We start from the raw sequence: 25,705 nt of genomic DNA, 5'->3' as shown, positions 1-25,705 counted from the left end.
AGCCTAAACAATCTGCCTTCTTCTAAAAATAGAGAAACAGGTTGTTTAGGTTTTTAGATTGTCTTTAGTTAGTAAAGGCCAGCTTTAACCGATTTAATCCGTCTAATAAAACGGAGCGCGGACATCCGACATTCATACGTACGAATCCTTCGCCGCCAGGTCCATATTTCTTTCCTGGTTCGAGAGCGAGTTTTCCTTTTTGGAGAAGAGCATCTTGAATTTGTTGATCAGTTAATCCTAAACCCTGACAATCTATCCAAAGTAGATAAGAGGCTTCAGGATGCATGCAAGAAAGCGTTGGAATTTCATTTGCGATGAATGATTCGGCTATTTGTATGTTCCCTTCTATGTAGGCTAGCAGTTCATCTAACCATTGTCCACCTTTGTGGTAAGCGGCATCCATTGCTGTTAAGGCGAAGGTGTTCAAACCATGAAATCCTTGCGCTTCCTGTACACGCTTAAATGCTAGCTGTAACTTTTTATTGTTTGTAATCATGTAGGAAGCTTGCAGACCAGCTAAATTAAACGTTTTGCTTGGCGCCATAAATGTAATGGTGTTGTCTGCAACGGTTGGATTTAGTGAAGCGGTAGGCACATGCTGATAGGATGAATGAGTCAGATCAGCATGAATTTCGTCGCTCACAATTGTCACATTATATTGAAGACAAAGTTCACTCATTTTTTGTAGTTCAGCTTTTGTCCAAACGCGGCCTCCTGGATTATGTGGACTGCATAATAGAAAAAGCTTTACATCGTTTTTTATTTTTTCTTCGAAGTCTGTAAAATCAATCGTATAGCGGCCATCTACTAGCTGTAATTCATTTAGGACAACTTCTCGCCCATTTCGTTTAACCATATCAAAAAAGGGCATATAAACCGGTGATTGAATGAGAATGCGCTCGTTCGGTTTAGTCAGCGCTTGAATCGCTGTACCAATGGAGCTTACGACACCTGGACTGAACGTGATTTGATCGTTTGTAATCCCCCAGCTATGTCTTGTTTGCAGCCAATCAGTAATGTGGCCGTATACGGAGGGAGGCGCAATTGTATAGCCGAATACAGGGTGTTTAATTCTCTCGATTAATGCCTCTTGAACGAATGGAGGTGCAGGAAAATCCATGTCCGCTACCCACATTGGAAGTAAGTCCTCTATGCCATATATGGTTTGAAGAGCATCCCATTTTAAGGATGAAGTATTTTTTCTGTTTAATGATTCATCAAAAATAGAGGAGTTCAAAACATCCACCGCCTTTAATTTTTTTAACAGAGCCTGATTTCTAAATATAAGGATAGGCTACATCCTATTATTAATCAAAATGTAATATCGTCATGTAACAGAGCTAAAAATAAAATTGTATGGTACTATGTTAGCAAAGAAAATGGAGCAGGTGATAATAAAATGGATAGGCAACAAATGACTTTGTCCCTTGTCCGTGTTCTGCAGGAATGGGACCCGTTTGAAGTAGGGAGTGAAAACTATGAACCAGAAATAGCAGATGCTGTTCTTGCTGTTTCAGATATTGAAGATGTTCAAAGCTTAGCCAGAAGGTTAAAAGAAATTTATGAATTTTCATTTGATGAACCCCTTGATTTTCAAGCGTGCTTAGCTGTTGCTGAGAAGCTGATTATGATCCGAACTAATACAAGCTGTACTTTATAGAAAAAAGCTGATTCTGATGGTAGAATCAGCTTTTTTCTATAAAGAAGTTTTTAATATACGAGGCCACTTCTGTTGGTTTTTCTTCTGGTAAGAGATGGCCTGTATCATCTAGGATGACAAGGTTAGCATTGGGTAAATCTGAGGCTAGCCGTTTTCCAATCTTAAGTGGAACTACTTTATCCTCACGTCCCCAGATGAGCAAGCATGGTGTATGGATTTTTTGTAAATCTTCCTTTAATAAGTCTACCCTCTTATCGCGTACCATTCGACCTAAGGCACGAAAAATTTGTCTTCCCTCTGTAAATGGCTGCAGATACCCTTGCCGCATCGTATCATCAATAAGCTCTTGATTGTACACGACCTTTTTGAGGTTTTTTTCAAGGCCAGATTTAGCAAGGTAATGTCGAACACCTAGTGAAAAAAACGGCAGGTAACTGAGCGCCTTCATTTTACGTGGAAAGCTAGGTAAATAGCCGGAACTGCATAAAAGGACGATTCGCTGCACGAGATTAGGGCGAATGTTTGCGAGCTGCAATGCAATTTGTCCACCCATTGAATGGCCAATTAGGCAAATAGATTGCAGTCCTTTTGCTTCTATCAATTCAATGATCGAGCGTGCGATGTTTTCAAACGAATATGTATATCGGTATGTTTTACCACTTTGTCCAAATGGAGGTAAATCTATAGTGATTATATTAAAATTAGGTGTTAAATAAGGGATTAACTTACGATAGCTAAAGCTCGATGATAAGAAACCGTGCAGTAATATAATCGTTTGATGGGATGGGTCACTACTGTATTGTTCAAAATAAATATCTATATTTCCGATTTTTTCTATTCCTTTTATTGTCATATAAACCCCTCCTTGCTAGTACTTTCAAAATTCCCCTGTTACAGAACAGAATCTATCTAAATAGGCGGAAAAAAGAATATTTTATATAACAGATTTGATGCGAACTTTGGTATAATATGAACAGTTTATCCTGACAGAACATCCTTGTGTTAAATTTCTTTTTATTGTCGTATATTACACGTTATAGGTCTAATATGAGGAAAGAACCGAAAAGGTATTCTGCCAGCTTAACCATCACTTTGAATGTCAAAGGAGGGTTTCCAATGCACTTGAATGATCAAGAATTGGAACTACTACGAATTATTGAGACGAATAGCCGAATCGAAACAGCAGACTTGGCTAAAATGACGGATTTATCGGAAGAAGATATTCAAGCTACATTACAAAAACTTGAAGATATGCGTATCATCGTTCGCTATGCGACACTTATTAACTGGGCGAAAGTAGATGAGTATCATGGCGTTACGGCGATGATTGATGTAAAGGTAACACCTAAGCGTGGAGTTGGCTTTGATGAAGTGGCCCAAAGAATATACCGGTTTAAGGAAGTAGAATCTGTTTATTTAATGTCAGGTGCCTACGATTTATCAGTTATTATTGAAGGCCGTTCTATGAACGAAGTTGCGCAGTTTGTTTCTGATAAATTATCGACATTAGATTCGGTTATTTCAACGACTACTCATTTTATTTTGAAAAAATATAAACATGATGGCACAATTTTTGAGCCAACTGAAAAAGATAAAAGAATTGTGGTGTCACCGTGATTAAAACAAGTTATATTTCTAAAACTGTTCAAGAGCTTAAACCATCAGGTATTCGAAAATTCTTTGATTTAGCGGCTAATATGGAAGGTGTTATTTCTTTAGGTGTAGGGGAACCGGATTTTGTTACATCTTGGTCAGTAAGGGAAGCTGCGATTAATTCGTTAGAAATTGGTCATACATCATACACGGCAAATGCCGGTATGTTGGAGCTGAGAGAAGAAATCGCTCATTATATGAAATCACGCTTTCATGTTGCTTATAACCCAGCGGAAGAAATTATTGTAACAGTTGGAGCGAGTCAAGGGATTGATATTGCCCTGCGAACGATTTTAAACCCTGGAGAAGAAATCATTGTAGTTGAGCCGTGCTTTGTGGCTTATGCACCAATCGTTACAATGGCAGGCGGAGTGCCTGTAACTGTTCAAGCTTTACCGGAGAATGATTTCAAAATTAAAGCTGAACAAATCGAAGAACTCATTACACCAAAAACAAAGGCTCTCTTTATTTGTTCACCGAATAACCCAACTGGTACACAACTAGGGAAATCAGATCTTGAAGCGATTGCTGAAGTTGTAATGAAGCATGATTTATTAGTCATTTCGGATGAAATTTATGCGGAGCTTGTCTATGATGAGGGGTATACGTCTTTTGCTGCTATTGATGGCATGCTAGAGCGGACGATTTTATTAAATGGATTTTCTAAAGCTTTTGCAATGACAGGTTGGCGTTTAGGGTTTGTATGTGCGCCTAAAGAAATTAGCCAAGCGATGTTGAAAGTTCATCAGTATGCCATTATGTGTGCACCAACAATGGCACAATATGCAGCGTTAGAAGCTTTACAACATGGGATGTCTGATGTGGAAGATATGAGAAGCAGTTATCGTAGAAGACGAAACTATATTGTAAAATCGTTTAATGAAATTGGTTTAGACTGTCATAAACCAGGTGGAGCTTTCTATGCCTTCCCATCTATTAAAAAAACCGGTCTATCTTCTCAAGAATTTGCGGAGCGGCTTTTATTAGAGGAGAAAGTTGCGGTTGTTCCTGGAGATGTATTTGGAGAAAGCGGTGAAGGACATATTCGTTGTTCGTATGCTTCTTCAATGGAACAACTTCAAGAAGCGATTAAGCGAATTTCTCGATTCATGGAGAGATTTAATTAAGCTGGTAAGGATAAGTGCTCTCCCAATCTAATATAGCAAAAAAAAGGGTCGAATTTTAAAAAATTCGACCCTTTTCCATAGGGGGATATCGAAAGAAAGAGCTATTCTAGATGAATAATCATAGAAAGTTATTCCTTATTGTTTCCAATATATGCCGATGTTATACATCTTATTTAATTTTTAAAAACATTTAGCATTTTTAATACATCAGCCTCGCTAGCCTTTTTAAAAGAACGTAACAGAAATAATGCTTTTTCCATTCCAATTTCCTCAATTAGCCTTGCAATTTCATTATCTAAAGCCGTTTTTTTATTGCTATGATATTCTTTTTCTAAAATTTCTGAGGCGGGTAGATCAAGCACGGTACATAGTCTTAACATCGTTTCCGTATCCGGAATCAATTCACCTGACTCATATAGTTCGATTTTTTTGGTACCTACTCGCATTTTGATGGCTAATTCCTGTTGAGATAAATTTTTCTGTTCTCTATATAGTCGAATGTTTCGAGCGATATTGGACATAGTGCACCTCTCCCTTTTTCAGGAAATAGTTATTTGTATAGAGTGTAACATGTTTCTTGTTGTCATTGTGTTACATAATAGTGTCTATTAAATGAAATTTGGCTCATTCCACAGTATGCGGGAATGAGCCAAATTTCAATAACATCCTATAACGGAGGCATCCATACAAAAAAATTTGCACCATGTGGTATGAAAATAGGCGGTTTTATCCATAATCCTCTATCATGGTTTATACTTCCTATTTTTAGGGTAGCCTTTTATTAACATCAAAATCTGTTAAATGAACCCAATGGAGCTTAACAGAACGATTGCAATTGCAATCGGGGCGATGTAACGAATTAAAAAATACCACGCTTTAAAGACTTTCTTTCCATACGAAGAACCGGACAGGAATTCTTCTTCAACGTGTAGTTTTTTTAGTTGGAAACCGACAAATAGAGAAATAAATAGGGCCCCTACTGGTAAAGCGATATTGCTGACAAGGAAGTCAGCTATATCAAAAATAGATTTATTAAATAAGGTAATATGACTTAAAACACCAAAGGAAAGCGCACTTGGAATTCCAATAATGAATACAAGAATACCAGCAACCCATGATGATTTTTTTCGTTTTGCTTCATCTCCTTTCACCATAGCAGCTACGACAATTTCTAAAATAGAAAAAGCAGAAGTGAGTGTGGCAAAGAGGATTAAGATGAAGAAGATAAACATGAATACCGACCCAAAGGCAATTTCATTAAAAACAGCTGGTAAGACAACGAAAACAAGCCCAGGACCACTTGCAGGATCAAATCCAAGCGCGAAAACCGCTGGGAAAATAACCAGACCCGCCAGTAAAGCGATAAAAATATTCAACCCTACCACGGATAAAGCTGATTTGGTTAAGTCTTCATTTTTATTTAAATAAGAGGCATATGTCACCATAACTGAAATCCCGATACTTAAGGTGAAAAAAGCTTGTCCTAGTGCGAGGAGAACCGTTTGCTCAGATAAAACAGATGTGTCAGGCTTTAAGAAGAATTTGACTCCTTCCATGGCCCCATCTAATGTTAAGGAGCGGACTAATAATACCAGAAATAAAATGAATAGCGCTGGCATCATATATTTGCTTGCTTTTTCAATCCCTTGTTGAATTCCGCCCTGGACAACCAAAATGGTAATCAGCATAAAGATGAGTTGTGCGATAACGGTTTCATAAGGATTACTAATAATCGTGTTAAATAAATCTCCGTATTGCTGTTGTGTTAAATTTGAAAGTGAATTAGTTACACTACGGATAAGATAAGAGAGAATCCATCCGCCAACAACGCTGTAAAATGACAGCAGGATAATCGAAGCAATTACGCCACAGTAACCGATTAAGGTCCATGGAGTTCCTGGTGCTAGTTCTTTATAAGCTCGTACTGCATCTTTTTGTGTTCGTCTCCCGATAATAAATTCAGTAATTAAAATCGGTGCACCAATAATGAGGGTGAATAAGATAAACATCAGAAAAAAGAGTCCGCCGCCATTGGTTCCAACCATATAAGGGAATTTCCAGATAACACCGATTCCGATGGCTGATCCAGCTGCAGCCAGAATAAAGCCGAGCTTAGATGTCCATTGCTCTTGTGATTTGTTCATTTTTGTAAAAAACTCCTTTGAGAATATAAAGTAAGAGTCTATATTATAGCAAATAATAATGATAAATATAAGTTTGAGCCATCATTTGATTTTTGATTATTTTACAATTATATGATATAGTTTTATATTGCGTGAAATAGATGAAAAAATATATCGTAAATAGGAGTGTTACCATGACACAAAAATTCGAAATCGGTGCAGTTGTTACAGGAAAAGTTACAGGAATTCAAGCATACGGTGCGTTTGTTGCACTTGATGAATCAACTCAAGGATTAGTTCACATTTCTGAAGTTACTCACGGGTTTGTTAAGGATATTAACGAACACTTAAAAGTAGGCGATGAAGTACAAGTGAAAGTTCTTTCAATTGATGAAAAAGCTGGAAAAATTGGTTTATCAATCCGTGCTACAGAGGAAGCTCCAGAGCGTCCAGCAGCACCAGTTAGAAAAGCAGCACCTAAGAAGCGTCAAGCAGCTGTAACTAGCTATACAGAGTCTACTGAAGGATTCAATACATTAAAAGACAAGCTTCAAGAGTGGATTGAACAATCTCAACGCGAAGATTTAATTAAAAAATAATGTGTTTAAATCGGCTGATGATGAATCAGCCGATTTTTTTATAGGTCATGGTATATCATCTTATTCATTAAATGCTTTTTGCTTCCTTTAGTTCTAAATCCTGAAACAATGAGAAATTTCTTCAGAAGGCTCCAAAAGTAAATTATTCCACAATATGCCGTCTTTTAATCATGAAACAGTAATATTGTTTAATAAGCTACATTTAAAAGGAGGCTTGTAGGATGTCTCTTCATGACGATTCAGCGCAGTTGATTTCCAAAACGAATCAATATGGTGCCAATAATTATCATCCTTTACCAATTGTGATTTCTGAGGCTGAAGGAGCGTGGGTGAAAGACCCTGAGGGGAATCGTTATCTAGATATGTTAAGTGCCTATTCAGCTGTTAATCAAGGGCATCGCCATCCGAAGATTATTGCAGCGTTAAAAAAACAAGCGGATAAAGCCACTTTAACATCGCGCGCCTTCCATCATGATCAGCTTGGACCTTGGTATGAGAAGGTAGCTAAGCTCACCCATAAAGAAATGATATTACCGATGAATACAGGTGCCGAAGCAGTAGAAACGGCTATGAAGGCGGCGCGACGCTGGGCATATGATGTCAAAGGAGTGGAGCCTGATCAAGCTGAAATTATTGCTTGTATGGGTAACTTTCATGGGCGAACGCTAGCGGCTGTTTCGCTTTCTTCTGAAGAGGAATACAAACGAGGATTTGGCCCGATGCTACCGGGAATTAAACTGATTCCATATGGAGATATATCCGCATTAAAAACTGCTATCACACCACATACAGCGGCTTTTTTATTTGAACCAATTCAAGGAGAAGCAGGGATTCGTATTCCACAACCAGGATTTTTAAAAGAGGCCTATGCTTATTGCAAGCAGGAGCAGGTTTTATTCATTGCGGATGAAATTCAATCAGGTTTAGGACGAACGGGAAAGATGTTTGCCTGTGATTGGGAGGATGTTACTCCAGATATGTATATATTAGGGAAAGCACTTGGAGGGGGAATACTCCCAATTTCATGTGTTGCCGCTAATAAATCGATTCTTGGTGTATTTACCCCTGGTTCGCATGGGTCTACGTTTGGAGGAAATCCGCTTGCATGCGCTGTTTCTATAGCGGCACTCGATGTGTTAGTGGACGAACAATTAGCTCAGCGCTCGCTAGAACTCGGGCAATACTTTTTAAAGCAGTTAAAGAAAATAAAAAGTTCAGTTGTGAAAGAAGTACGAGGTCGAGGACTTTTTATTGGTATCGAATTAAACAAACCAGCTCGTCCTTATTGTGAAAAATTAAAAGAAGCAGGAATTCTTTGTAAAGAAACGCATGATACAGTCATTCGCTTTGCACCGCCGCTTATTGTAACAAAGGAAGAATTGGATTGGGCGTTCGAGAGAATTAAAAACGTGCTGAAGTTACTCTAGCTCAAGCTTTCATACAAAAGAGGCTGTATGAACGGCCTCTTTTGTATGAAGAACTTTTTTTGTATAGAGATTATCCATTATTTTTCTTCATTTTTTCTTAGCGGGTTGGACGTGTTTCGGGGTCTCTTGCAACTTCAGTGCTTGGTTTAAAGAGAAGACCAAGATTTATTAAACCGGCAATCCCTACTATTCCGTAGATAATTCGTGCTAATGCGGAACCTTGTCCACCGAATATAGACGCTACTAAATCAAATTGGAAAAAGCCAATTAGTCCCCAATTGATGGCTCCGATAATAGTAAAAACAAGTGCTAATCGCTGAATACCACTCATGATGTATCCTCCTTTTTATTTCAAAATCATTTCTGTATTATTTTGCTTGTTCTTGTACGATATATGTACGAATTAAAATTTTTTATGCGGATTTTTTGTATTTAATTGGAATTTTAGTCATAATGGTGAAAAGGGGTGGGGAATATGAAAAATTTTACTTTTAAAAATCCAACAAAAATTATTTTTGGTAAAGGTCAATTGAATACTTTACCGAAAGAAGTCTCCTCTTTTGGCCGAAGGGTGTTACTTGTATATGGAGGAGGGAGCATTAAGAGGAACGGTGTATATGAAGAGGTGCTATCTCAGTTAACTCAAATCGATGCGGTAGTGTTTGAGTTGAGCGGAGTGGAGCCAAACCCTCGGATATCAACGGTTCGAAAAGGTGTTGAGCTCTGTAAGAAGGAGGGCATCGAGTTTATTTTAGCTGTTGGCGGCGGAAGTGTGATTGATTGTACAAAAGCCATTGCTGCAGGGGCTAAATATGAAGGAGACCCTTGGGATATTGTTACTAGAAAAACAATGGTCCAAGGTGCTTTGCCATTTGGAACCGTGTTAACATTAGCGGCAACTGGTTCTGAAATGAATTCTGGTTCCGTTATTACAAATTGGGAAACGAAGGAGAAGGTAGGCTGGGGCAGTCCGCATACATATCCACAGTTTTCTATTTTAGATCCTGTTCATACATTTACAGTTCCGAAAGATCAAACGGTTTATGGGATTGTAGATATTATGAGCCATGTGTTTGAGCAATATTTTCATCCAGCAACTTATGCCCCGATACAAGATCGTTTTTGTGAGTCTCTGCTGTTGACGGTTATGGAATCAGCTCCTAAATTATTAGAAAAGTTAGATGATTATGATCACCGTGCGACCATTCTTTATGCAGGTACACTTGCTTTAAATGGTTCGCTTGGGGTCGGCTATCGTGGAGATTGGGCGACTCATAATATTGAGCATGCTGTTTCGGCTGTTTATGATATCCCGCATGGTGGTGGGTTAGCCATTTTATTCCCGCATTGGATGAAGCATGTATTACCCGATAATGTAGAACGTTTTAAGCAATTCGCCATCCAAGTTTTTGGAGTGAACCCAGAAGGTAAAACAGATGAAGAAACGGCACTAGAAGGAGTTGCATCGTTGTCTGCATTTTGGCGCAGTTTAGGTGCTCCGACTCGCTTAGCTGACTATGGAATTGATGATGCTCAATTAGAAACGATGGCTGATAAAGCGATGGTGTATGGTGAATTTGGTCAATTTAAAGTATTGAATCGTGAGGATGTTCTGTCTATTTTACGTGCTTCTTTATAAGGCTGATTGTTAGAGATTGCGGTGTTTTTCTTAAGAAGATATCTAGAAGAATTCGTTATATACGAAACTGCTTTTTAGCAAAGAGGTATGGATATAGAGAAGAGGAGGAATAGGGGCATGGCCTATGTACGTTTCGATTATTCAAAAGCATTAGCGTTTTTTGGACAACACGAAATGACGTATTTACAGGATGCTGTAAAAGTGGCACATCATTCTCTGCATGAAATGACAGGACAAGGCAATGCATTTCTTGGGTGGCTCAATTTACCTACCGACTATGATCAAGAAGAATTTTCACGAATTAAAAAGGCGGCTGCTGATATACAACGTCATTCAGATATTTTACTTGTCATTGGAATTGGCGGCTCGTATTTAGGTGCTCGTGCTGCGATTGAAATGTTGCAGCATAGCTTCTATAACTCATTGTCTTCGGGGAAAAGAAAAACACCGCAAATTGTATTTGTCGGCCATAATATTAGTTCTACATATATGCAAGATTTAATGGATGTATTAGCAGATAAAGACTTTTCTATTAACGTCATTTCCAAGTCAGGAACGACAACAGAGCCTGCGCTTGCTTTTCGTATTTTCCGTAAATTATTAGAGCAGAAATACGGAAAGAAAGAAGCGAAACAACGTATTTTTGTGACTACGGATCCCATAAAGGGTGCTTTGAAAAAAGTCGCTACGGAAGAAGGATGGGAAACGTTTATGATTCCAAATGATATCGGAGGGAGATATTCCGTGTTAACGGCAGTCGGTTTATTGCCTATTGCTGTTTGTGGAATCAATATTGATGACGTTATGCAAGGAGCGAAAAAAGCTCATACGGAGCTGCGTTCTTCTGAGCTTGATCAAAATCAGGCCTATCAATATGCAGTTGTGCGAAATATTTTATATCATAAAGGAAAAACAGTTGAAATGCTCGTTAGTTATGAACCAGGTTTACAGTACTTTGCTGAATGGTGGAAGCAGTTATTTGGTGAGAGCGATGGCAAGGATGGAAAAGGAATCTTTCCAGCAGCGGCTAATTTTTCAACTGATCTTCATTCTTTAGGACAATACATTCAAGAAGGACGTCGTCAATTATTTGAAACAGTTATTAAGGTAGAACGAGCGAGGCATGAACTTACTATCGAAGCGCTTGAATCTAATTTAGATGGCTTGAACTATTTAGCTGGTAAAACAATTGATTATGTAAATAATAAAGCATTTGAAGGAACATTGCTTGCTCATACAGACGGAGGAGTTCCCAATGTAGTACTGACGATTCCAGCGATGGATGCCTATACGTTCGGTTATCTCGTCTACTTTTTTGAAAAAGCATGTGCAATGGGAGGATATCTTTTAGGCGTTAATCCATTTAATCAGCCAGGTGTGGAAGCGTATAAGTTGAATATGTTTGCTCTTCTAGGTAAACCAGGTTATGAAGCTAAAAAAGAGGAATTAGAGCTGCGCTTATAATGATTTGGAGAGTGTCTTCCGTTGAAGGCGCTCATTTTTTTGAGAGCATGTTTGAAAGGTATTTGGCTACACTAAGAAAAAAATAGATAGAAGGAGTTTTAGTCATGATTGAAGTTTCATCCGAATTGGAAGGGAAAACATTTAGTTTATGGGATTTAGAACAAAAGCTGAAACCTCTTGGTTATGTAATTGGTGGGAATTGGGATTACGACCACGGTTCTTTTGATTATCTAATTAATAATAAAGATGGTTATCAATTTCTGCGTCTTCCATTCCAAGCTGTTGATGGGACGCTTGATCGTGATGGAACAAAAGTCAAGCTATTGCGTCCTTATTTGTTAGCACATCAATATGAAGGGAATTTAGATCAGGAAGGAACTACCGGTAATTTTTCTGCCTCCTTTAACCAATTTGCCGCTCCAGAAAATCCAGACGCAGATTTCCCAGAAGAGTATATTTCCCATGGGAAATCCCTTGTCCAAGATGTCGAAAAGGCATTGTTATAACGCTTAATAACTTTCTGCCATGATTAATAAAGAATCATTTGCTTGTAAGGGGGTGTGAGCAGGGGGTTTGAATCGTCTTTTGCCTCCTCTTATAATGCCAATTAAAAGAATATCCTGCTCTAACAAAAGATTGCTTAATTGCTGAAACGTTAGATGTGCCCATTCATGCTGCATAGCCAGTTCAGCAATATGAATGCCAAACCATTCTCCTTGAATTTCTACCGCTTGTCCCGATAGCAGGAAATGTAATATATATTCACTAGCGAACTTATTAGTTTCCACTAATCCATCTGCTCCAGCTCTTCTTGCATTCTCTTTCTGTTCTTGGGTTAAAATTTCTACTAGACAATATACATTTGGATTCAAACCTTTTACGGCAAGTAAGGTTAAAATAGAAAACATATCGGTCTGCATTTCATTTTGCTTAAAATCAGTCGTAATGAGGACCAGAGAGGCTTCTCTTATATTTGCTTTTAATAACACATCATCTACAGTTGCTCTTCCATGTACAAAATGGATATTTGTTCGTGGAAGGGGATGTTGTCGTAGTGTATTGTCAATTAATACAATGGCTTGTTCATGTCTCCTCTCATGAATTTCCTCAATAATTGTTTTGGAACGTTCATTCCATCCGACAATAATATAGTGGTTACTCCCATTAAAAGTTTTTGTGCCGTTTAAAAATTGTTCTTCTTTTGAAATGGCTACTTTAGCAATGGATGCAAAATAGGAGGTAAGAATGCCTACACCAGTTAAAATGAGTATAGTGCCAATTATTCTGCCGACTAAGGTTTTTGGTGCATAATCTCCATAGCCAACTGTTGCTATTGTTACAATTACCCACCAAATTCCATCGGTTATTTTAGGGAAAGTGTCTGGTTCAATTAAATGAATGAGTGTCCCAAATAGAAACAAAAATACGAAAACAATAGATAACAATTTCAATAGATAGGGGATACGTGAAAATTTACGGCTAACAATATTCGTATAAGACATTTTAGAAAATCCACCTTTCGAGCCTTTCCATAGTATGGGCAAAAAAGGAAAAGTTCATAAGGTATAAAACGAATAAATCCCCCCATTAGGAGGGAAGGCGAGTGGATTAACTACGCTTTCTAACATTAAAATTATCACTAATGAGCAGCCAATTTTGAGGGAAGGAAAGTCCTAATTTCCAATAGCTCATTCCCCGTAAGTTTAATTCTTTTAATAAATCGAATTTTGCTTGAATCGAACGAGCATCTTCAAACCAGACTTCATGTTTTTTTTTCGCTTGATCTTTGTAATGAAAAAAAGGAGCTTGTGCTTTTTCATCGTATTCAATCACTACTTGATTCGCAGCCGCAATTTGAATAGCACGTTGAGGGCTAATCGCTTTGGCTGTCGACCCTTGTACGAATGGAAGTGTCCAATCATAACCATATGGGTTGTGCCCCATTAAAATTTTTTTTGAAGGCATTTCAGATACGGCATATTCTAATACTTGGCGAACAGGGCCAATCGGTGATACAGCCATTGCAGGACCTCTGCTATAGCCCCATTCATAGGGCATAATCACCACCATATCAACAATTTCACCATGTGCTTTATAGTCATGACCTTCATACCAGCGCCCCTTTTGCTCCATGTTTGTCTTTGGCGCTAAGGAGGTTGAAAGGAGCCAGCCTTCTTTGTGGAAGCGTTCTTTTGCTTTTCGTAAAAATTGATTATATGTTTCTCGATCAGTGGAACGCAGATATTCAAGGTCAAAATGAATATGTTTAAAGTTGTATTTTTGTGCAGTCGTTGTAATGTTATTCAACAGTTTGTTTTGTATAGATGTATTGTTTAATAGGATATAACCAAGCTCTTCGCTAAATTGGCCATTTTCCAGGTTGTTGATGACCATCATTAAGATTGTCCGATTATCTCTAGCGATGTCTGAGAAATTACTTAGTATCGGTTCCTTTAATGAGCCATCCCGAAGTGCTTGAAAGCTAAAAGGGGCAAGGTGAGTTAAATAAGGAGCACTTTCTATGGCGGATGCTTCTAACGTTTTTGAAACAGTTTCATCGCGGGACTCCACATAACCGACAAATTCAGCTGTTGTTTTTTGACGAGCCGGGATGTAGAGACGAGTGTTAATGGTTAATTGGGCAGCAGGGGAAATGCCGTTGGCTCTTACAATTTGTTCATATGGAATGCTTGCTTTTTCTGAGATTGTATATAAACTGTCGCCTGGTTGTACGAAATGATAACTGCCGATAATCGGAATGACAAGTGCTTGACCGGTGACAAGATTGTTGGGATTTGGAAGCTGATTTGTTTGAATAATTCTATCGACACCGACGCTATATGTTTGAGCGATGCTAAATAACGTTTGACCTGGTTTGACAACGTGGATTTGCAATGTACTTCCCTCCTAAAACACTACGATATAAGAATTGTATGTGTTTGAATCACGATTCATGATGTATTAATTTGGCAATTATAATTTTTGAATGATGAAAGATAATAGTACTAGGAGGTGATAAACATGGCAAATAACAATAGCAACAACTTATTAGTGCCTGGAGTAGAACAAGCTCTTGAGCAAATGAAGTATGAAATTGCTAGTGAATTTGGTGTGAATTTAGGGCCTGACACAACTTCCCGTGCAAACGGATCAGTTGGTGGAGAAATTACAAAGCGTTTGGTACAAATGGCTGAACAACAACTAGGCGGTCGTTAATTAAACTTAATAAATATGGATTGAAAAAGAAGGAGCATGGTTCTCCTTCTTTTTCTTGTTTGTAAGGATTTGTTGATAATAAAGCGTTTTATAAAGTATAGGATGTTATTATTTTACTTATTGTACATAAAGATTTCAGCAATTTACATTAGACTTTATAGTGAACAAGCGATAGAATCTAGCTATGTAAGTAAAAAATGCTGAGGTGGCAAGATGAATTTATGGGAATTATTTGTAGCCGTTATTTTAGGGCTTGTTGAAGGACTAACAGAGTTTGCTCCTGTTTCGTCAACAGGACATATGATTATTGTCGATGATTTATGGTTAAAATCGCAAGAATTGCTAGGTAGTGAAGTTGCAAATGCATTTAAAGTTGTGATTCAACTTGGTTCTATTTTAGCGGTTGTTGTTTTGTTTTGGGGTCGATTTATGGACCTATTAGGTTTGAAGAAAAAAGAGGCTGCAAACGGTCCGAAGTTGAATTTATTACAAATTTTTGTTGGACTTTTACCTGCGATGGTGTTTGGCCTATTGTTTGAAGATTGGATTGATGAATATTTATTTTCTGTTGAAACGGTTGTAGTAGGTCTCTTTTTTGGAGCATTTTTAATGATTGCTGCAGATAAGTTCCGTCCAAAGGTAACGGCACAAACTGTCGATCAGATTACATATAAACAAGCATTTCAGGTTGGTTTGTTTCAGTGTATCGCCCTATGGCCAGGATTTTCACGCTCCGGTTCAACCATTTCAGGTGGAGTATTACTTGGGATGAGCTACCGAGCGGCATCTGATTTTACCTTTATTATGGCTGTGCCAATTATGGCCGGTGCGAGTTTATTGAAAATGATGAAATATTGGGAGTTATTTACACCTGATATGATTCCATTCTTCATTGTCGGTTTCGTAAGTGCCTTCATTTTTGCGCTTATTTTTATTAGATTCTTCTTACAGTTGATTGATAAAATTAAGCTTACACCATTTGCGATTTATCGTATTGTTATCGCTGTTATTTTAATGTTTATTATTTGGTAAAGTGCAAGGGCCTCCCCATTCGGTGAGGCTTTTTTTGGCTGTGTGAAACAAGTTTATGTTCATTTCATTATAGCTGAAAAGCGTGTGAGAACGTGGTCTCACACAAGCAGGAGTTAAAAATCAACAGAGTATTCCAATAAGCATTTTTATGTCGTTTTAACAGATGGAACCTATATATACGGAAATAGACAATATTCGGAAAAAGTATTACGATAATAGTAGTTCATGTCGAAAGGTCTGAAGATTGTGAAGTATATTGAGCCATCAGGAAAGTCATTTCGAGTCACCCTTTTAGCGTTATTTCTTGGAAGCTTTGTCACGTTTGCGGATTTATATAGCACACAGCCAGTGATTCCAATGTTTGCTAAACAATTTAGTGTGACGCCGGCTACAGCGAGTTTAACGCTTTCATTTTCGACGGGGACATTAGCCATTTGTTTGTTGATTGTTTCGTTTTTATCGGAAAAGATTGATCGAAAAAAAACGATGGGGATAGCGTTAACCTTATCTGCTATTTTATCAATATGTGTTGCTTTAACGTCTAATTTGTATACGCTCATTGCTATTCGGGCTTTGCAAGGTGCGGTATTAGCTGGATTTCCAGCAATCGCAATGGCTTATATTAATGAAGAATTTCACCCCAAAAGCTTAGGGTATGTGATTGGAGTATATGTGAGCGGTTCGAGTATTGGCGGACTTTCAGGCCGGTTGATTATTGGAGTACTAACAGATCATTTTTCTTGGCAAGCAGCCATTGGAAGCCTCGGTGTGTTAAGTTTACTCATTAGTTTCGCTTTTTGGTGTATGTTGCCTGCACCTCAACATACAGTTCGTCACTCTATTTCGCTTTCTTGGATGAAGCAATCGTTACTAAATAATTTGAAAAAACGAGAGCTTATTTGTTTATTTCTGATTGCCTTTTTTTTAATGGGCTCGTTTGTTACTGTTTATAATTATGTAGGCATTCCGCTTATGGAACCACCATATAATTTGTCACAAACAGTGATTGGTTTCATTTTCTTTATCTATTTAGTAGGTACATTTAGCTCGACATGGATGGGGAAAATGGCGGATCGGTTTGAACGGACAAAAGTAATGGTATTAGGTATTTTGATTATGGCTGTAGGCGCTCTCGTTACATTAGCTGCTCCTTTAGCATTGAAGATAATCGGTTTAGCATTATTTACATTTGGTTTCTTTGGTGCTCATTCGATTGCGAGCAGCTGGGTGGGGCTGCTTGCGGATAAAACAGAGAAAGCTCAAGCTTCTTCTCTCTATTTATTATTTTATTATGCAGGTTCGAGTATCGTTGGGGCTGTAGGCGGACTATTTCTGCATCGATTCGCATGGCCCGGCGTGATTGCTTCTGTATCCATTTTACTTATGTTGGCTATGATGTGTTCGTTATCGATTGAGAAGGTGAAGAAACGAGCATATTCACGCTCGTTCTGAAATATATTTTCTTGTACTACTAAAATGTATGATTGGTTGCTTAGAAGTAATCTCAGTTTAGTAGCCAATTAGTATAAGGAGAACAGAGTCTCTGTCTTAAAAGCGAACCAGAGTCGAGTTTTCTAATCAAAAGGGAAGTGTGTGATTGAATCCTAAAGCAATTATTCTAGTATTCTTAGTCGGAGTATTTGTTACACTCACCATTTTCACTTTTATAAATCCGAGAGGCCTAGAAAAAGTCGTGATTGAAGAAAAATATTATCCTCACTTCGGTGATGGGAAAGCCATTGGATTTGAAACAGAAAAAGTCATTTCTGTTTCGCAAACAGAAGAAGGGTCAAATTGTGCGATGGATTTTAGTAACGGTGAGACGTTAGAAATCGATTGCGATCGCTATATTAATTATAAAATTGGTGAAACGGTTTATATCACCTATGATAAAAAGGAGGTCATTGAAATTAGACGAAAGCGATGAAAAAGTAGAGACAGTAACAGAAAGTGTGATGAACGCGGTTAATGAACAAGCGGCAGCTACCGAAGAAATCAGTGCTTTTACGCACTCTTTATAAGAATTGGCTGTCGAAATGGAGAGCATAGTATATACGTTTAAAGTATAGGAATGATAGAGAAAAGGGCTGATTAAATGTCAGCTTTTTTGTCGTCTAGGAAACTATAAAATTCTTGAATTGTGGATAAGTGTTTCGATATCCAGTTCCAGCGCCTAGTCCCTCAAGGTCGCGGTCTGCCCCAGTCGATGAAGTCAAAGGGCGAACTTCGCCTTCTGGCTCTCTACTGCTTGTCGGGGCTAATCAAGGCGCTTGCGCTTTTGTTCTGTGAATTTTTAGATAAATGTTTAATTTGAGATAGGAAAGATAGTATACAAGGCGAATATGTATTAACAAAGTCATGTGGGATAATATGGTTATTGACCAGGTCCTATAACTAAGTTCTTAGTTTAAGAAAGCAGGTGGGGAAATGGAGACAGTGCTGCCGAAGCAAAAGCCAAAACGGAAGTGGAGCAGGCGAACATTATGGGGTGTGGCGATTCTTCTATTATTAGCTGTAGCAGCCCTTATTGCCTTTAATCTATATGTGACTAGATCTCTTCCAGAAACGAAAGGAGAGGTGACTCTTTCTGGGCTGTCACAATCTGTTGAAGTGATTCGCGATGCACATGGAGTTCCTCATATTCGGGCAAAAAATGAACAAGATTTATATATAGTGCAAGGCTATATTCAAGCGCAAGATCGTTTGTTTCAAATGGACTTAAGCAGAAGGCAGGCATCGGGGAGGCTCAGTGAAGTCGTGGGTGAAGCGACAATTGAGAAGGATAAATACTTTCGAACGCTCGGATTGCGAAGAGCAGCAGAAGCTTCTTATAATCAATATTCTAAAGAAGGAAAAGCTGTGCTTCAGGCTTTTACAGACGGAGTGAATTTGTATATTAAACAATTGCAGAAAAGTGGAAAGTGGCCGATTGAATTTACATTATTAGGATATGAACCAGAGCTCTGGAGTCCAGTCGATTCTCTGACGATTGCTAAGTATATGGCTTTTGATTTAGGCGGACATTGGGAAGACCAAGCCTTTCGACAGTATTTATTGCAAAGCTTCTCAAAGGAGCAAGCCTATGATTTATTCCCAAGCTATCCAGAGAATGCGCCATATGTGATTTCGAAAGAAGAATTAGATATTGAGCAAAGTTTCGCCAAAGCTTATATCCCTAATCAATTTAACGGCAGCAATAACTGGGTTGTTAGTGGTGAGAAAACTGAATCAGGCTCCGCTTTATTAGCTGATGATCCTCATCTTGGCTTAGCTACTCCATCGATTTGGTACCAAATGCATTTACAAGCTCCAACTATCAATGTAAGCGGTGTTATCTTTGCTGGTATTCCAGGAATTATTCTCGGTCATAATGAACACATTGCTTGGGGTGTGACCAACACAGGACCGGATGTACAGGACCTCTATATTGAAAGAAGAAATCCGGAGAATAAAAGTGAATTTTTATACGCAGGCAAGTGGAAAAAAGCGAAGATTATAGATGAACCAATTCAAGTAAAAGACGGAAAAACAATAGATTATCAAGTAACAGTGACAAGACATGGCCCTGTCATTTCTGAATTCGCTGGTGCAAGCGGAAAGAATACTGTTTTAGCGTTACGTTGGACAGCGCTTGATCCATCTACTGAACTGGAAGCCGTTTTAAATATGAATCGAGCAGAAAACTGGGATGAATTCGAACGAGCGCTATTTAAGTTTGAAACACCAGCCCAAAATTTTGTGTTTGCGGCTAAGGATGGCACAATTGCCTATAAGGCGAATGGTAAAATCCCAATTAGAAAGAAAGGGGATAGCTTGCTTCCTGTTCCAGGTTGGACAAAGGAATATGAGTGGGAAGGGTATATTCCATTTGAAGAGCTGCCAAAAACAATCAATCCAAAAGAAGGATTTATCTCAACAGCGAATAATAAAGTGATTGGTGACGATTATCCGTATCATATTAGTCATAATTGGGCGCAGCCATTTCGGCAAATGCGCATTCAAGAATATTTGAGAGCTAATAAGAAATTGACAGTAGAAGATATGCAGAGGTTGCAGATGGACGAAATGAATTTACAGGCGAAAGAATTTGTTCCACAATTTTTACATGTGTTGAATGGTTCAGTGGGTGTACAGGAAGAGAAAGCTCTAGATGCACTTCAAAAGTGGAATTATATTGATAATAAAGGTGCTGCAGCTCCCCTTATTTTTAATTTGTGGATGCAGGAAATAGGAAATGTGCTGTTTGCAGAAAAAATTCCAGAAGAGACATTGAAGTTATTCGGTGGTCGTAAGCAGGCGGTGGATCAACTGTTACGGAGAGCGTTAAATGGAGAGCCGGGACCATGGATAGAAGAAGCAGGTGGTTTAGAGCGAGTGTTGATGAACTCCTTGCAGACAACACTAAAGGAAATTGAAAAGATGCAAGGGGACAACGTTGCGAAATGGAGTTGGGGAGACTATCACCAAGTTCGCTTTAATCATCCGCTTTCAAGCGTTTCGCCGTTACAATACTTATTTAACTCTGATGGTAGTATACCAGTCGGAGGAAGTTCTGTTACGGTAAAGGCGGCTTCCTATCTCAATGATGGTACGGTTAATCATGGAGGATCGTGGCGTTTTGTTATTGATTTAAAAAATATAAGTGAGTCTTATCATACGGTTGGTCCTGGACAATCTGGACATGTGAAAAGCAAATGGTATCATGATCAAGCGGATGATTGGGTGGAAGGAAAGTATCATAAAACGGTTTTACACAATCCGGAAGGCGAGAAGTTAGTCTTAAAGCCTTGAGAGAAGCGAAGGATAAGAAAAAGGTGAGAAGCTATTAGTAGCTTCTCGCCTTTTTCGTGCTCGCTTCCTTATTTCTGATTGGCCGAGTGTAGAGATATGGGGTGAATCCGTGTCAAGTTTTATCCTACGCTTACTGTCCTCATCTAGCTGCGGCTTCTAGCCCCTCGAGGTCATAAGCTGTAATGCTCTGTGGCAAACTGCGCCACGTCACATTTCATCTTATGCTTGTCGGGGCTGAACAGTCGCCTCGCTTTTGTAGACGAAGCCTACTCAATAAATGCTTTTAATGTATCAAGAGCTTTCGTTTTTTGAAGAGCTGGACACATTTTCAAGGATAAAATAGCACTTTCAATTAGAAAATAACGGGGAGCATCTTTTAATAGTAATTCTTCTTGGACAAAATCAAGCAATTGCACATATTTTTTTCGCTCTGTATCATTTGGAAGTTTGGCAATTTCTTTTTTTAATATACCGATGCTTTGGAGTATTTCGTTTTTAGAAGATTGTTTATCATTTGAACAATCTGGAAACCAAGTATTGAATTGTTCCGGTGAGATTAGCTGCACTTTTCTTTGGCTCACATCTTCAACAAGTGTTGTTAGCCGGTCCGTACAATAACGAATTAATTCAGTTTCACTAAAATCTAAATTCGTTGTACTGTGATAAAGAGATTGGTGCTGCAAGATTCCGAAAAACATAATGGCGCAATCTAATAAATAGGGTTTCTTGTCTTCACCGAAGATATCTACAAAACGATTATATAACCAGCGTAATTCGAAAAATTTACTTCGTTTAATAAACTGTTTCAATTCTTCATCATTTGAAAAAAACACTTCTTCAACGAGTATGAACAATTTATTTCGTTTATGGGAATGCATGCGTAGTTCCATTTGTTTAATGAAAATTTCTATATCAGCAGGATCTTGTCCAATAAGCAATTCATTTCGTTCTTTTTCAAAATTTTTATGCAAGGAAATAAAGATTGCTTTTAGCAATTCGCTTTTTGAAGAAAAATAATTATAGAAAGTGCCTTTTGAAATCCCGCTATAGTCTAAAATGTCTTGAATGGATGTTGCTTGATATCCTTTTTCGACAAATAGCTGATGAGCATTCTTTAGCACTTGCTGCTTCCGCTCTTTCATTTGGATACATCACCTTTTAAAAATAATAAGAAAGCATGTTTAACTTGTAACTTTTAGACTATCGTTCTAAAAAATATACTATCTCATTTATATTCAGATGACAAATTGACTTGAATGGATATTGCCAAAATAGCATGAAAGGAGTATGATATTTTTGTATTAGAACAGTGGTATAAAAAAATGGACTCATAGTACAAGGAGGTCGAAAATATGAGCGATTCAGCAACTGCAAAGCGTCCACCGTATGGGATTATTGGAATTCTGTTAGCAGGTGCTTTTATTGCTTTTTTGAATGGAACGTTATTAAATATAGCCTTACCGTCTATTATGAAAGATTTTGATATTTCAGCGACGACTGTTCAATGGTTGGTAACGGGGTACATGTTAGTAAATGGAGTATTGATTCCAACAACAGCTTTTTTAATTCAGAAGTATTCTGTAAGGCATTTATTTTTAGTAGCTATGCTTCTATTTACAATTGGTACGGTTGCTTCAGCAGTCGCTCCTAGTTTTGCAATTATTTTAGCGGGACGCATGATTCAAGCCGCGGGTTCTGCCATTATGATGCCGTTGTTGATGAATGTTATGTTAACAAGTTTTCCGATTGAAAAGCGCGGAACAGCAATGGGTGTTTTCGGGTTAGTCATGATTTTTGCTCCAGCAATTGGTCCTACTTTATCAGGGTGGATTATTGAACATTACACGTGGAGAACATTGTTTTATATGATTGCACCAATTGCAGCGCTTATTGTAATCTTCGCTTTCTTTATGCTCAAAGATAAAAAAGAGAAAGTAAATATTACACTTGATATACTTTCGCTTGTTTTATCGAGTATAGGATTTGGTGGATTATTATACGGTTTCAGTTCCGCAGGAAATAAAGGCTGGGGAGATATAGAAGTTTATGGAACGATTATTATCGGAGCGATTGCTTTAATCTTATTTATTCTTCGTCAATTGAAATTGGAAAGACCCATGCTCGATTTCCGCATTTATAAACATCCGATGTTTGCACTTTCTTCTGTTATTTCGATGGTCGTGAATATGGCGCTATTTTCTGCCATGATTTTAATGCCTATTTACGTACAAACGATTCGAGGCATTTCACCTATCCATTCAGGGTTATTAATGTTACCGGGTGCGATTGTTATGGGGATTATGTCGCCGATTACCGGTAAATTATTTGATAAACATGGTGCAAGAAGTCTAGCGATTATTGGATTAGTAATTACAGCTGTTTCTACGTACTATTTTAGTACTTTGTCGTTAACAACTCCATATTGGGAGCTGATTACACTGTACACCGTTCGAATGTTTGGTATGTCCATGGTTATGATGCCAATTATGACAAATGGATTGAATCAACTACCACAACAAATGAATCCGCACGGTACAGCTATGAACAATACCTTGTCCCAAGTGTCAGGGGCAATTGGTTCTGCTTTATTGGTTACGGTGATGTCTAAACGGACAGAAGCACATGCCGAAGAATTAATGGAATCTGCGATGAGTCAAGTAACGGGGCAGCCGACTGCTGAAGCGCTAGCAGCTATCAAAGGTGAAGTAATGGTGAAGGCGATGGTGGACGGAATCAATGATGCATTCTTAGTTGCTACTGTTCTTATAGGGGTAGCATTACTTTTATCGTTTTTCATTAAACGGGCTAAACCAGCAGAAGAAATATATGCTAAAGAAGCACCAAAACATGCTTAATGCAAAGGAGGCTGTCCCCAAAGTCATGAAAATGGCTTTGGGGGCAGCCTTCTCGTTTTGTTGAACTCAGATCATTCATTACTTTTTACCGTTCTCAAAAGGTATGTTTAAGACCAAAATGGAGGAAACTAGCCAGGGAAATGTCCTTCATCAGGGTCATGAAGGCCAAGATGGAGGAATTTAGTAAGGAAAATGCCCTTCATGGAAGCCATGAGCAACAAAATCCAGCAAAGGAATGGGCTGTTTACGGGACTCTCATTGATGCCTCTATTTTAGGAAATTTTTAGACACCCACCTTTGTATATCTGAAACATTTGATTTTTCAAAAAGGATGGAAATGAATGATCTAAACTAGGTATTTTTATGATTTATATTGAATATAGTAATTTTGGTCATTCTCTTTTATACCCTTTCCTTAGAGCTTATTGATAAATTATTAAAATCATATATTTAAAGGAAAGAATACAAAATTGGAAAATAGTTAATAGGAGTTATATAATTAATCTAGATTTCTACTTTTTATTTTACCAATTTTTCAGGATGTTATTCTAGATAAATATTATTACTTTATTAAAATTATTATAAATAAGTATTGATTTTTAATTAATATAGTTTATTATATTAATTATCAATAATAATTCTAATTAAGAGGTGACGTGAAGATGACGAAAAAATTAACGACAAGCTGGGGAGCACCAGTAGGCGATAATCAAAACTCTATTACAGCTGGACAACGTGGACCAGTTCTCATTCAAGATGTACATTTATTAGAGAAGCTAGCTCACTTCAACCGCGAACGTGTTCCAGAGCGAGTTGTTCACGCAAAAGGTGCTGGAGCGCATGGTACTTTCACCGTTACAAATGATGTATCGAAATATACAAAAGCGAAACTATTCAATGGTGTTGGAAAAGAAACAGACATGTTTATTCGCTTCTCAACAGTAGCTGGAGAATTAGGTTCAGCTGATACAGTTCGTGACCCACGTGGATTCTCTGTAAAGTTCTACACAGAAGAAGGAAACTACGATATCGTTGGGAATAATACACCTGTTTTCTTTATTCGTGATGCAATTAAATTCCCAGACTTCATTCATACACAAAAAAGAGACCCGAGAACGCATTTGAAAAACCCAACAGCGGTATGGGATTTCTGGTCACATTCTCCTGAATCTTTACATCAAGTAACCATTTTAATGTCTGATCGTGGTATTCCAGCTACTCTTCGTCATCAACATGGTTACGGAAGCCATACGTTTAAATGGGTAAATGCAGAAGGACAAGCGGTATGGGTAAAATACCACTTTAGAACAGAACAAGGAGTTAAAAACCTTGATGTGGACCTTGCTGCAAAACTTGCGGGGGAAAATCCAGATTATCATACAGAAGATTTATTCAATGCGATTGAACAAGGTGATTTCCCAGCTTGGAAGCTTTACGTTCAAATCATGCCTTTAGAAGATGCTGACACGTACCGCTTTGACCCGTTTGATGTAACAAAAGTTTGGTCTCAAAAAGATTATCCATTAATTGAAGTAGGACGTATGGTTCTAAATAAAAATCCAGAAAACTACTTTGCTGAAGTAGAGCAAGCAACATTTTCGCCAGGAACATTTGTACCAGGTGTAGAAGCTTCTCCAGATAAAATGCTTCAAGGACGCTTATTTGCATATGGAGATGCACATCGTTACCGTGTTGGTGCGAATCATAACCAACTTCCAGTTAATCGTCCAAAAGCAGAGGTTAATAATCATCAACGCGATGGTTTTATGGCTGGAGATGGTAATGGTGGACGTTCTGTATACTATGAGCCAAATAGCTTTGGTGGTCCAAATGAAGTACCTGAAGCGAAAGTTACTCCATTTGATGTAACAGGACAAGCTGCGCAAGTAGCATATGATCATGATGATCATTACACTCAGGCTGGTGACCTTTATCGCTTGCTAAGTGAAGAAGAGCGTACTCGTCTAGTAGCCAATATTGTAGGGGCGATGAAGCCGGTAGAGATTGAGGAAATTAAACTCCGTCAAATTAGCCACTTCTATAAAGCAGACCCAGAATATGGTACACGTGTTGCTGAAGGGCTTGGCCTAGCTGTGCCGCAACAAGCTTAATAGATTAG

The 25,705-nt window shown here is 38.2% G+C and carries 23 protein-coding genes; 15 read left to right on the top strand and 8 right to left on the bottom strand.

Going from position 1 to position 25,705, the window contains the following annotated elements; genetic code table 11:
- Positions 1–64: 64 nt before the first annotated feature.
- The gene (locus ACE199_RS17840) at positions 65–1,237 is read right to left on the bottom strand and encodes a MalY/PatB family protein (RefSeq protein WP_375351009.1); all 1,173 of its coding nucleotides are present in this window, start codon (positions 1,235–1,237) and stop codon (positions 65–67) included.
- A gap of 162 nt (positions 1,238–1,399) precedes the next feature.
- On the opposite strand from ACE199_RS17840, the gene ACE199_RS17835 reads away from it, so the two are divergent.
- Positions 1,400–1,660 carry a DUF1871 family protein gene (locus ACE199_RS17835; RefSeq protein ID WP_127761887.1) on the top strand — a complete coding sequence of 87 codons (261 nt, stop codon included), beginning with the start codon at positions 1,400–1,402 and terminating at the stop codon, positions 1,658–1,660.
- Positions 1,661–1,685: 25 nt separating this feature from the next.
- Here ACE199_RS17835 and ACE199_RS17830 read toward each other — a convergent pair whose 3' ends face one another.
- On the bottom strand, positions 1,686–2,513 hold the full coding sequence (locus ACE199_RS17830) for an alpha/beta fold hydrolase (RefSeq protein ID WP_375351008.1): 828 nt from the start codon (positions 2,511–2,513) through the stop codon (positions 1,686–1,688).
- Positions 2,514–2,776: 263 nt separating this feature from the next.
- Between ACE199_RS17830 and ACE199_RS17825 the strand changes: the two genes are divergently transcribed.
- Together ACE199_RS17825 and ACE199_RS17820 are read left to right on the top strand one after the other, a co-directional pair.
- Positions 2,777–3,277, top strand: a complete 501-nt coding sequence (locus ACE199_RS17825) for an Lrp/AsnC family transcriptional regulator (RefSeq protein ID WP_252291568.1) — start codon at positions 2,777–2,779, stop codon at positions 3,275–3,277.
- A complete protein-coding gene (locus ACE199_RS17820; RefSeq protein WP_375351007.1) occupies positions 3,274–4,440 on the top strand; it encodes an aminotransferase in 1,167 nt (388 codons plus the stop codon). Before ACE199_RS17825 ends, ACE199_RS17820 begins: the two co-directional genes overlap by 4 nt.
- Positions 4,441–4,613: 173 nt before the next feature.
- Here the strand turns inward: ACE199_RS17820 and ACE199_RS17815 are convergent, their stop codons facing one another.
- The gene (locus tag ACE199_RS17815; protein WP_375351006.1) at positions 4,614–4,961 is read right to left on the bottom strand and encodes a helix-turn-helix domain-containing protein; all 348 of its coding nucleotides are present in this window, start codon (positions 4,959–4,961) and stop codon (positions 4,614–4,616) included.
- A 276-nt stretch (positions 4,962–5,237) separates the two neighbouring features.
- Entirely contained in the window at positions 5,238–6,584 is a 1,347-nt protein-coding gene (locus tag ACE199_RS17810) for a sodium-dependent transporter (protein WP_375351005.1), read from the bottom strand.
- A 173-nt stretch (positions 6,585–6,757) separates the two neighbouring features.
- Here ACE199_RS17810 and yugI point away from each other — a divergent pair, with 173 nt between their 5' ends.
- The gene (gene yugI / locus ACE199_RS17805) at positions 6,758–7,162 is read left to right on the top strand and encodes a S1 domain-containing post-transcriptional regulator GSP13 (RefSeq protein ID WP_375351004.1); all 405 of its coding nucleotides are present in this window, start codon (positions 6,758–6,760) and stop codon (positions 7,160–7,162) included.
- Between the two features lie 221 nt (positions 7,163–7,383).
- Positions 7,384–8,589 carry an ornithine--oxo-acid transaminase gene (locus ACE199_RS17800; RefSeq protein ID WP_375351003.1) on the top strand — a complete coding sequence of 402 codons (1,206 nt, stop codon included), beginning with the start codon at positions 7,384–7,386 and terminating at the stop codon, positions 8,587–8,589.
- 97 nt (positions 8,590–8,686) lie between these two features.
- On the opposite strand, the gene ACE199_RS17795 is transcribed toward ACE199_RS17800, so the two are convergent.
- A complete protein-coding gene (locus tag ACE199_RS17795; protein ID WP_127761880.1) occupies positions 8,687–8,920 on the bottom strand; it encodes a DUF378 domain-containing protein in 234 nt (77 codons plus the stop codon).
- 144 nt (positions 8,921–9,064) lie between these two features.
- On the opposite strand from ACE199_RS17795, the gene ACE199_RS17790 reads away from it, so the two are divergent.
- The 3 genes from ACE199_RS17790 (at position 9,065) to ACE199_RS17780 (ending at position 12,198) form a co-directional block, all read left to right on the top strand.
- Positions 9,065–10,228 (top strand): iron-containing alcohol dehydrogenase, encoded by a 1,164-nt coding sequence (locus ACE199_RS17790; protein ID WP_375351002.1) that lies wholly within the window; start codon positions 9,065–9,067, stop codon positions 10,226–10,228.
- A gap of 117 nt (positions 10,229–10,345) precedes the next feature.
- Positions 10,346–11,692 (top strand): glucose-6-phosphate isomerase, encoded by a 1,347-nt coding sequence (locus tag ACE199_RS17785; protein ID WP_375351001.1) that lies wholly within the window; start codon positions 10,346–10,348, stop codon positions 11,690–11,692.
- A 104-nt stretch (positions 11,693–11,796) separates the two neighbouring features.
- Positions 11,797–12,198 carry a YugN-like family protein gene (locus tag ACE199_RS17780; RefSeq protein ID WP_375351000.1) on the top strand — a complete coding sequence of 134 codons (402 nt, stop codon included), beginning with the start codon at positions 11,797–11,799 and terminating at the stop codon, positions 12,196–12,198.
- A 3-nt stretch (positions 12,199–12,201) separates the two neighbouring features.
- Here the strand turns inward: ACE199_RS17780 and ACE199_RS17775 are convergent, their stop codons facing one another.
- Both ACE199_RS17775 and ACE199_RS17770 read right to left on the bottom strand, forming a co-directional pair.
- Positions 12,202–13,194 carry a potassium channel family protein gene (locus tag ACE199_RS17775; RefSeq protein ID WP_375350999.1) on the bottom strand — a complete coding sequence of 331 codons (993 nt, stop codon included), beginning with the start codon at positions 13,192–13,194 and terminating at the stop codon, positions 12,202–12,204.
- A 106-nt stretch (positions 13,195–13,300) separates the two neighbouring features.
- On the bottom strand, positions 13,301–14,587 hold the full coding sequence (locus tag ACE199_RS17770; protein WP_375350998.1) for a glycosyl hydrolase family 18 protein: 1,287 nt from the start codon (positions 14,585–14,587) through the stop codon (positions 13,301–13,303).
- 126 nt (positions 14,588–14,713) lie between these two features.
- Between ACE199_RS17770 and ACE199_RS17765 the strand changes: the two genes are divergently transcribed.
- The 5 genes from ACE199_RS17765 (at position 14,714) to ACE199_RS17745 (ending at position 20,731) form a co-directional block, all read left to right on the top strand.
- A complete protein-coding gene (locus ACE199_RS17765) occupies positions 14,714–14,908 on the top strand; it encodes an alpha/beta-type small acid-soluble spore protein (protein ID WP_119117277.1) in 195 nt (64 codons plus the stop codon).
- 213 nt (positions 14,909–15,121) lie between these two features.
- On the top strand, positions 15,122–15,940 hold the full coding sequence (locus tag ACE199_RS17760; protein ID WP_252287202.1) for an undecaprenyl-diphosphate phosphatase: 819 nt from the start codon (positions 15,122–15,124) through the stop codon (positions 15,938–15,940).
- Positions 15,941–16,186: 246 nt separating this feature from the next.
- Positions 16,187–17,392, top strand: coding sequence for an MFS transporter (locus tag ACE199_RS17755; RefSeq protein ID WP_375350997.1), 1,206 nt, complete (start codon positions 16,187–16,189; stop codon positions 17,390–17,392).
- 145 nt (positions 17,393–17,537) lie between these two features.
- Positions 17,538–17,867: an HU family DNA-binding protein gene (locus ACE199_RS17750; RefSeq protein WP_375350996.1), complete on the top strand. Its 330-nt coding sequence runs from the start codon at positions 17,538–17,540 to the stop codon at positions 17,865–17,867.
- Between the two features lie 500 nt (positions 17,868–18,367).
- The gene (locus ACE199_RS17745; protein ID WP_375350995.1) at positions 18,368–20,731 is read left to right on the top strand and encodes a penicillin acylase family protein; all 2,364 of its coding nucleotides are present in this window, start codon (positions 18,368–18,370) and stop codon (positions 20,729–20,731) included.
- A 266-nt stretch (positions 20,732–20,997) separates the two neighbouring features.
- Here ACE199_RS17745 and ACE199_RS17740 read toward each other — a convergent pair whose 3' ends face one another.
- Positions 20,998–21,873 (bottom strand): TetR/AcrR family transcriptional regulator, encoded by an 876-nt coding sequence (locus tag ACE199_RS17740; RefSeq protein WP_375350994.1) that lies wholly within the window; start codon positions 21,871–21,873, stop codon positions 20,998–21,000.
- A 210-nt stretch (positions 21,874–22,083) separates the two neighbouring features.
- On the opposite strand from ACE199_RS17740, the gene ACE199_RS17735 reads away from it, so the two are divergent.
- Positions 22,084–23,586 carry a DHA2 family efflux MFS transporter permease subunit gene (locus ACE199_RS17735; protein WP_375350993.1) on the top strand — a complete coding sequence of 501 codons (1,503 nt, stop codon included), beginning with the start codon at positions 22,084–22,086 and terminating at the stop codon, positions 23,584–23,586.
- Between the two features lie 662 nt (positions 23,587–24,248).
- Positions 24,249–25,697, top strand: coding sequence for a catalase KatA (gene katA, locus ACE199_RS17730; protein WP_375350992.1), 1,449 nt, complete (start codon positions 24,249–24,251; stop codon positions 25,695–25,697).
- Positions 25,698–25,705: the final 8 nt, after the last annotated feature.

It is taken from the genome of Peribacillus sp. Hz7 (assembly GCF_042136355.1).
Lineage (GTDB): Bacteria > Bacillota > Bacilli > Bacillales > DSM-1321 > Peribacillus > Peribacillus asahii_A.
Note: the sequence above shows the minus strand (reverse complement) of the source record. Positions and strands in the feature narration are given on the sequence as shown.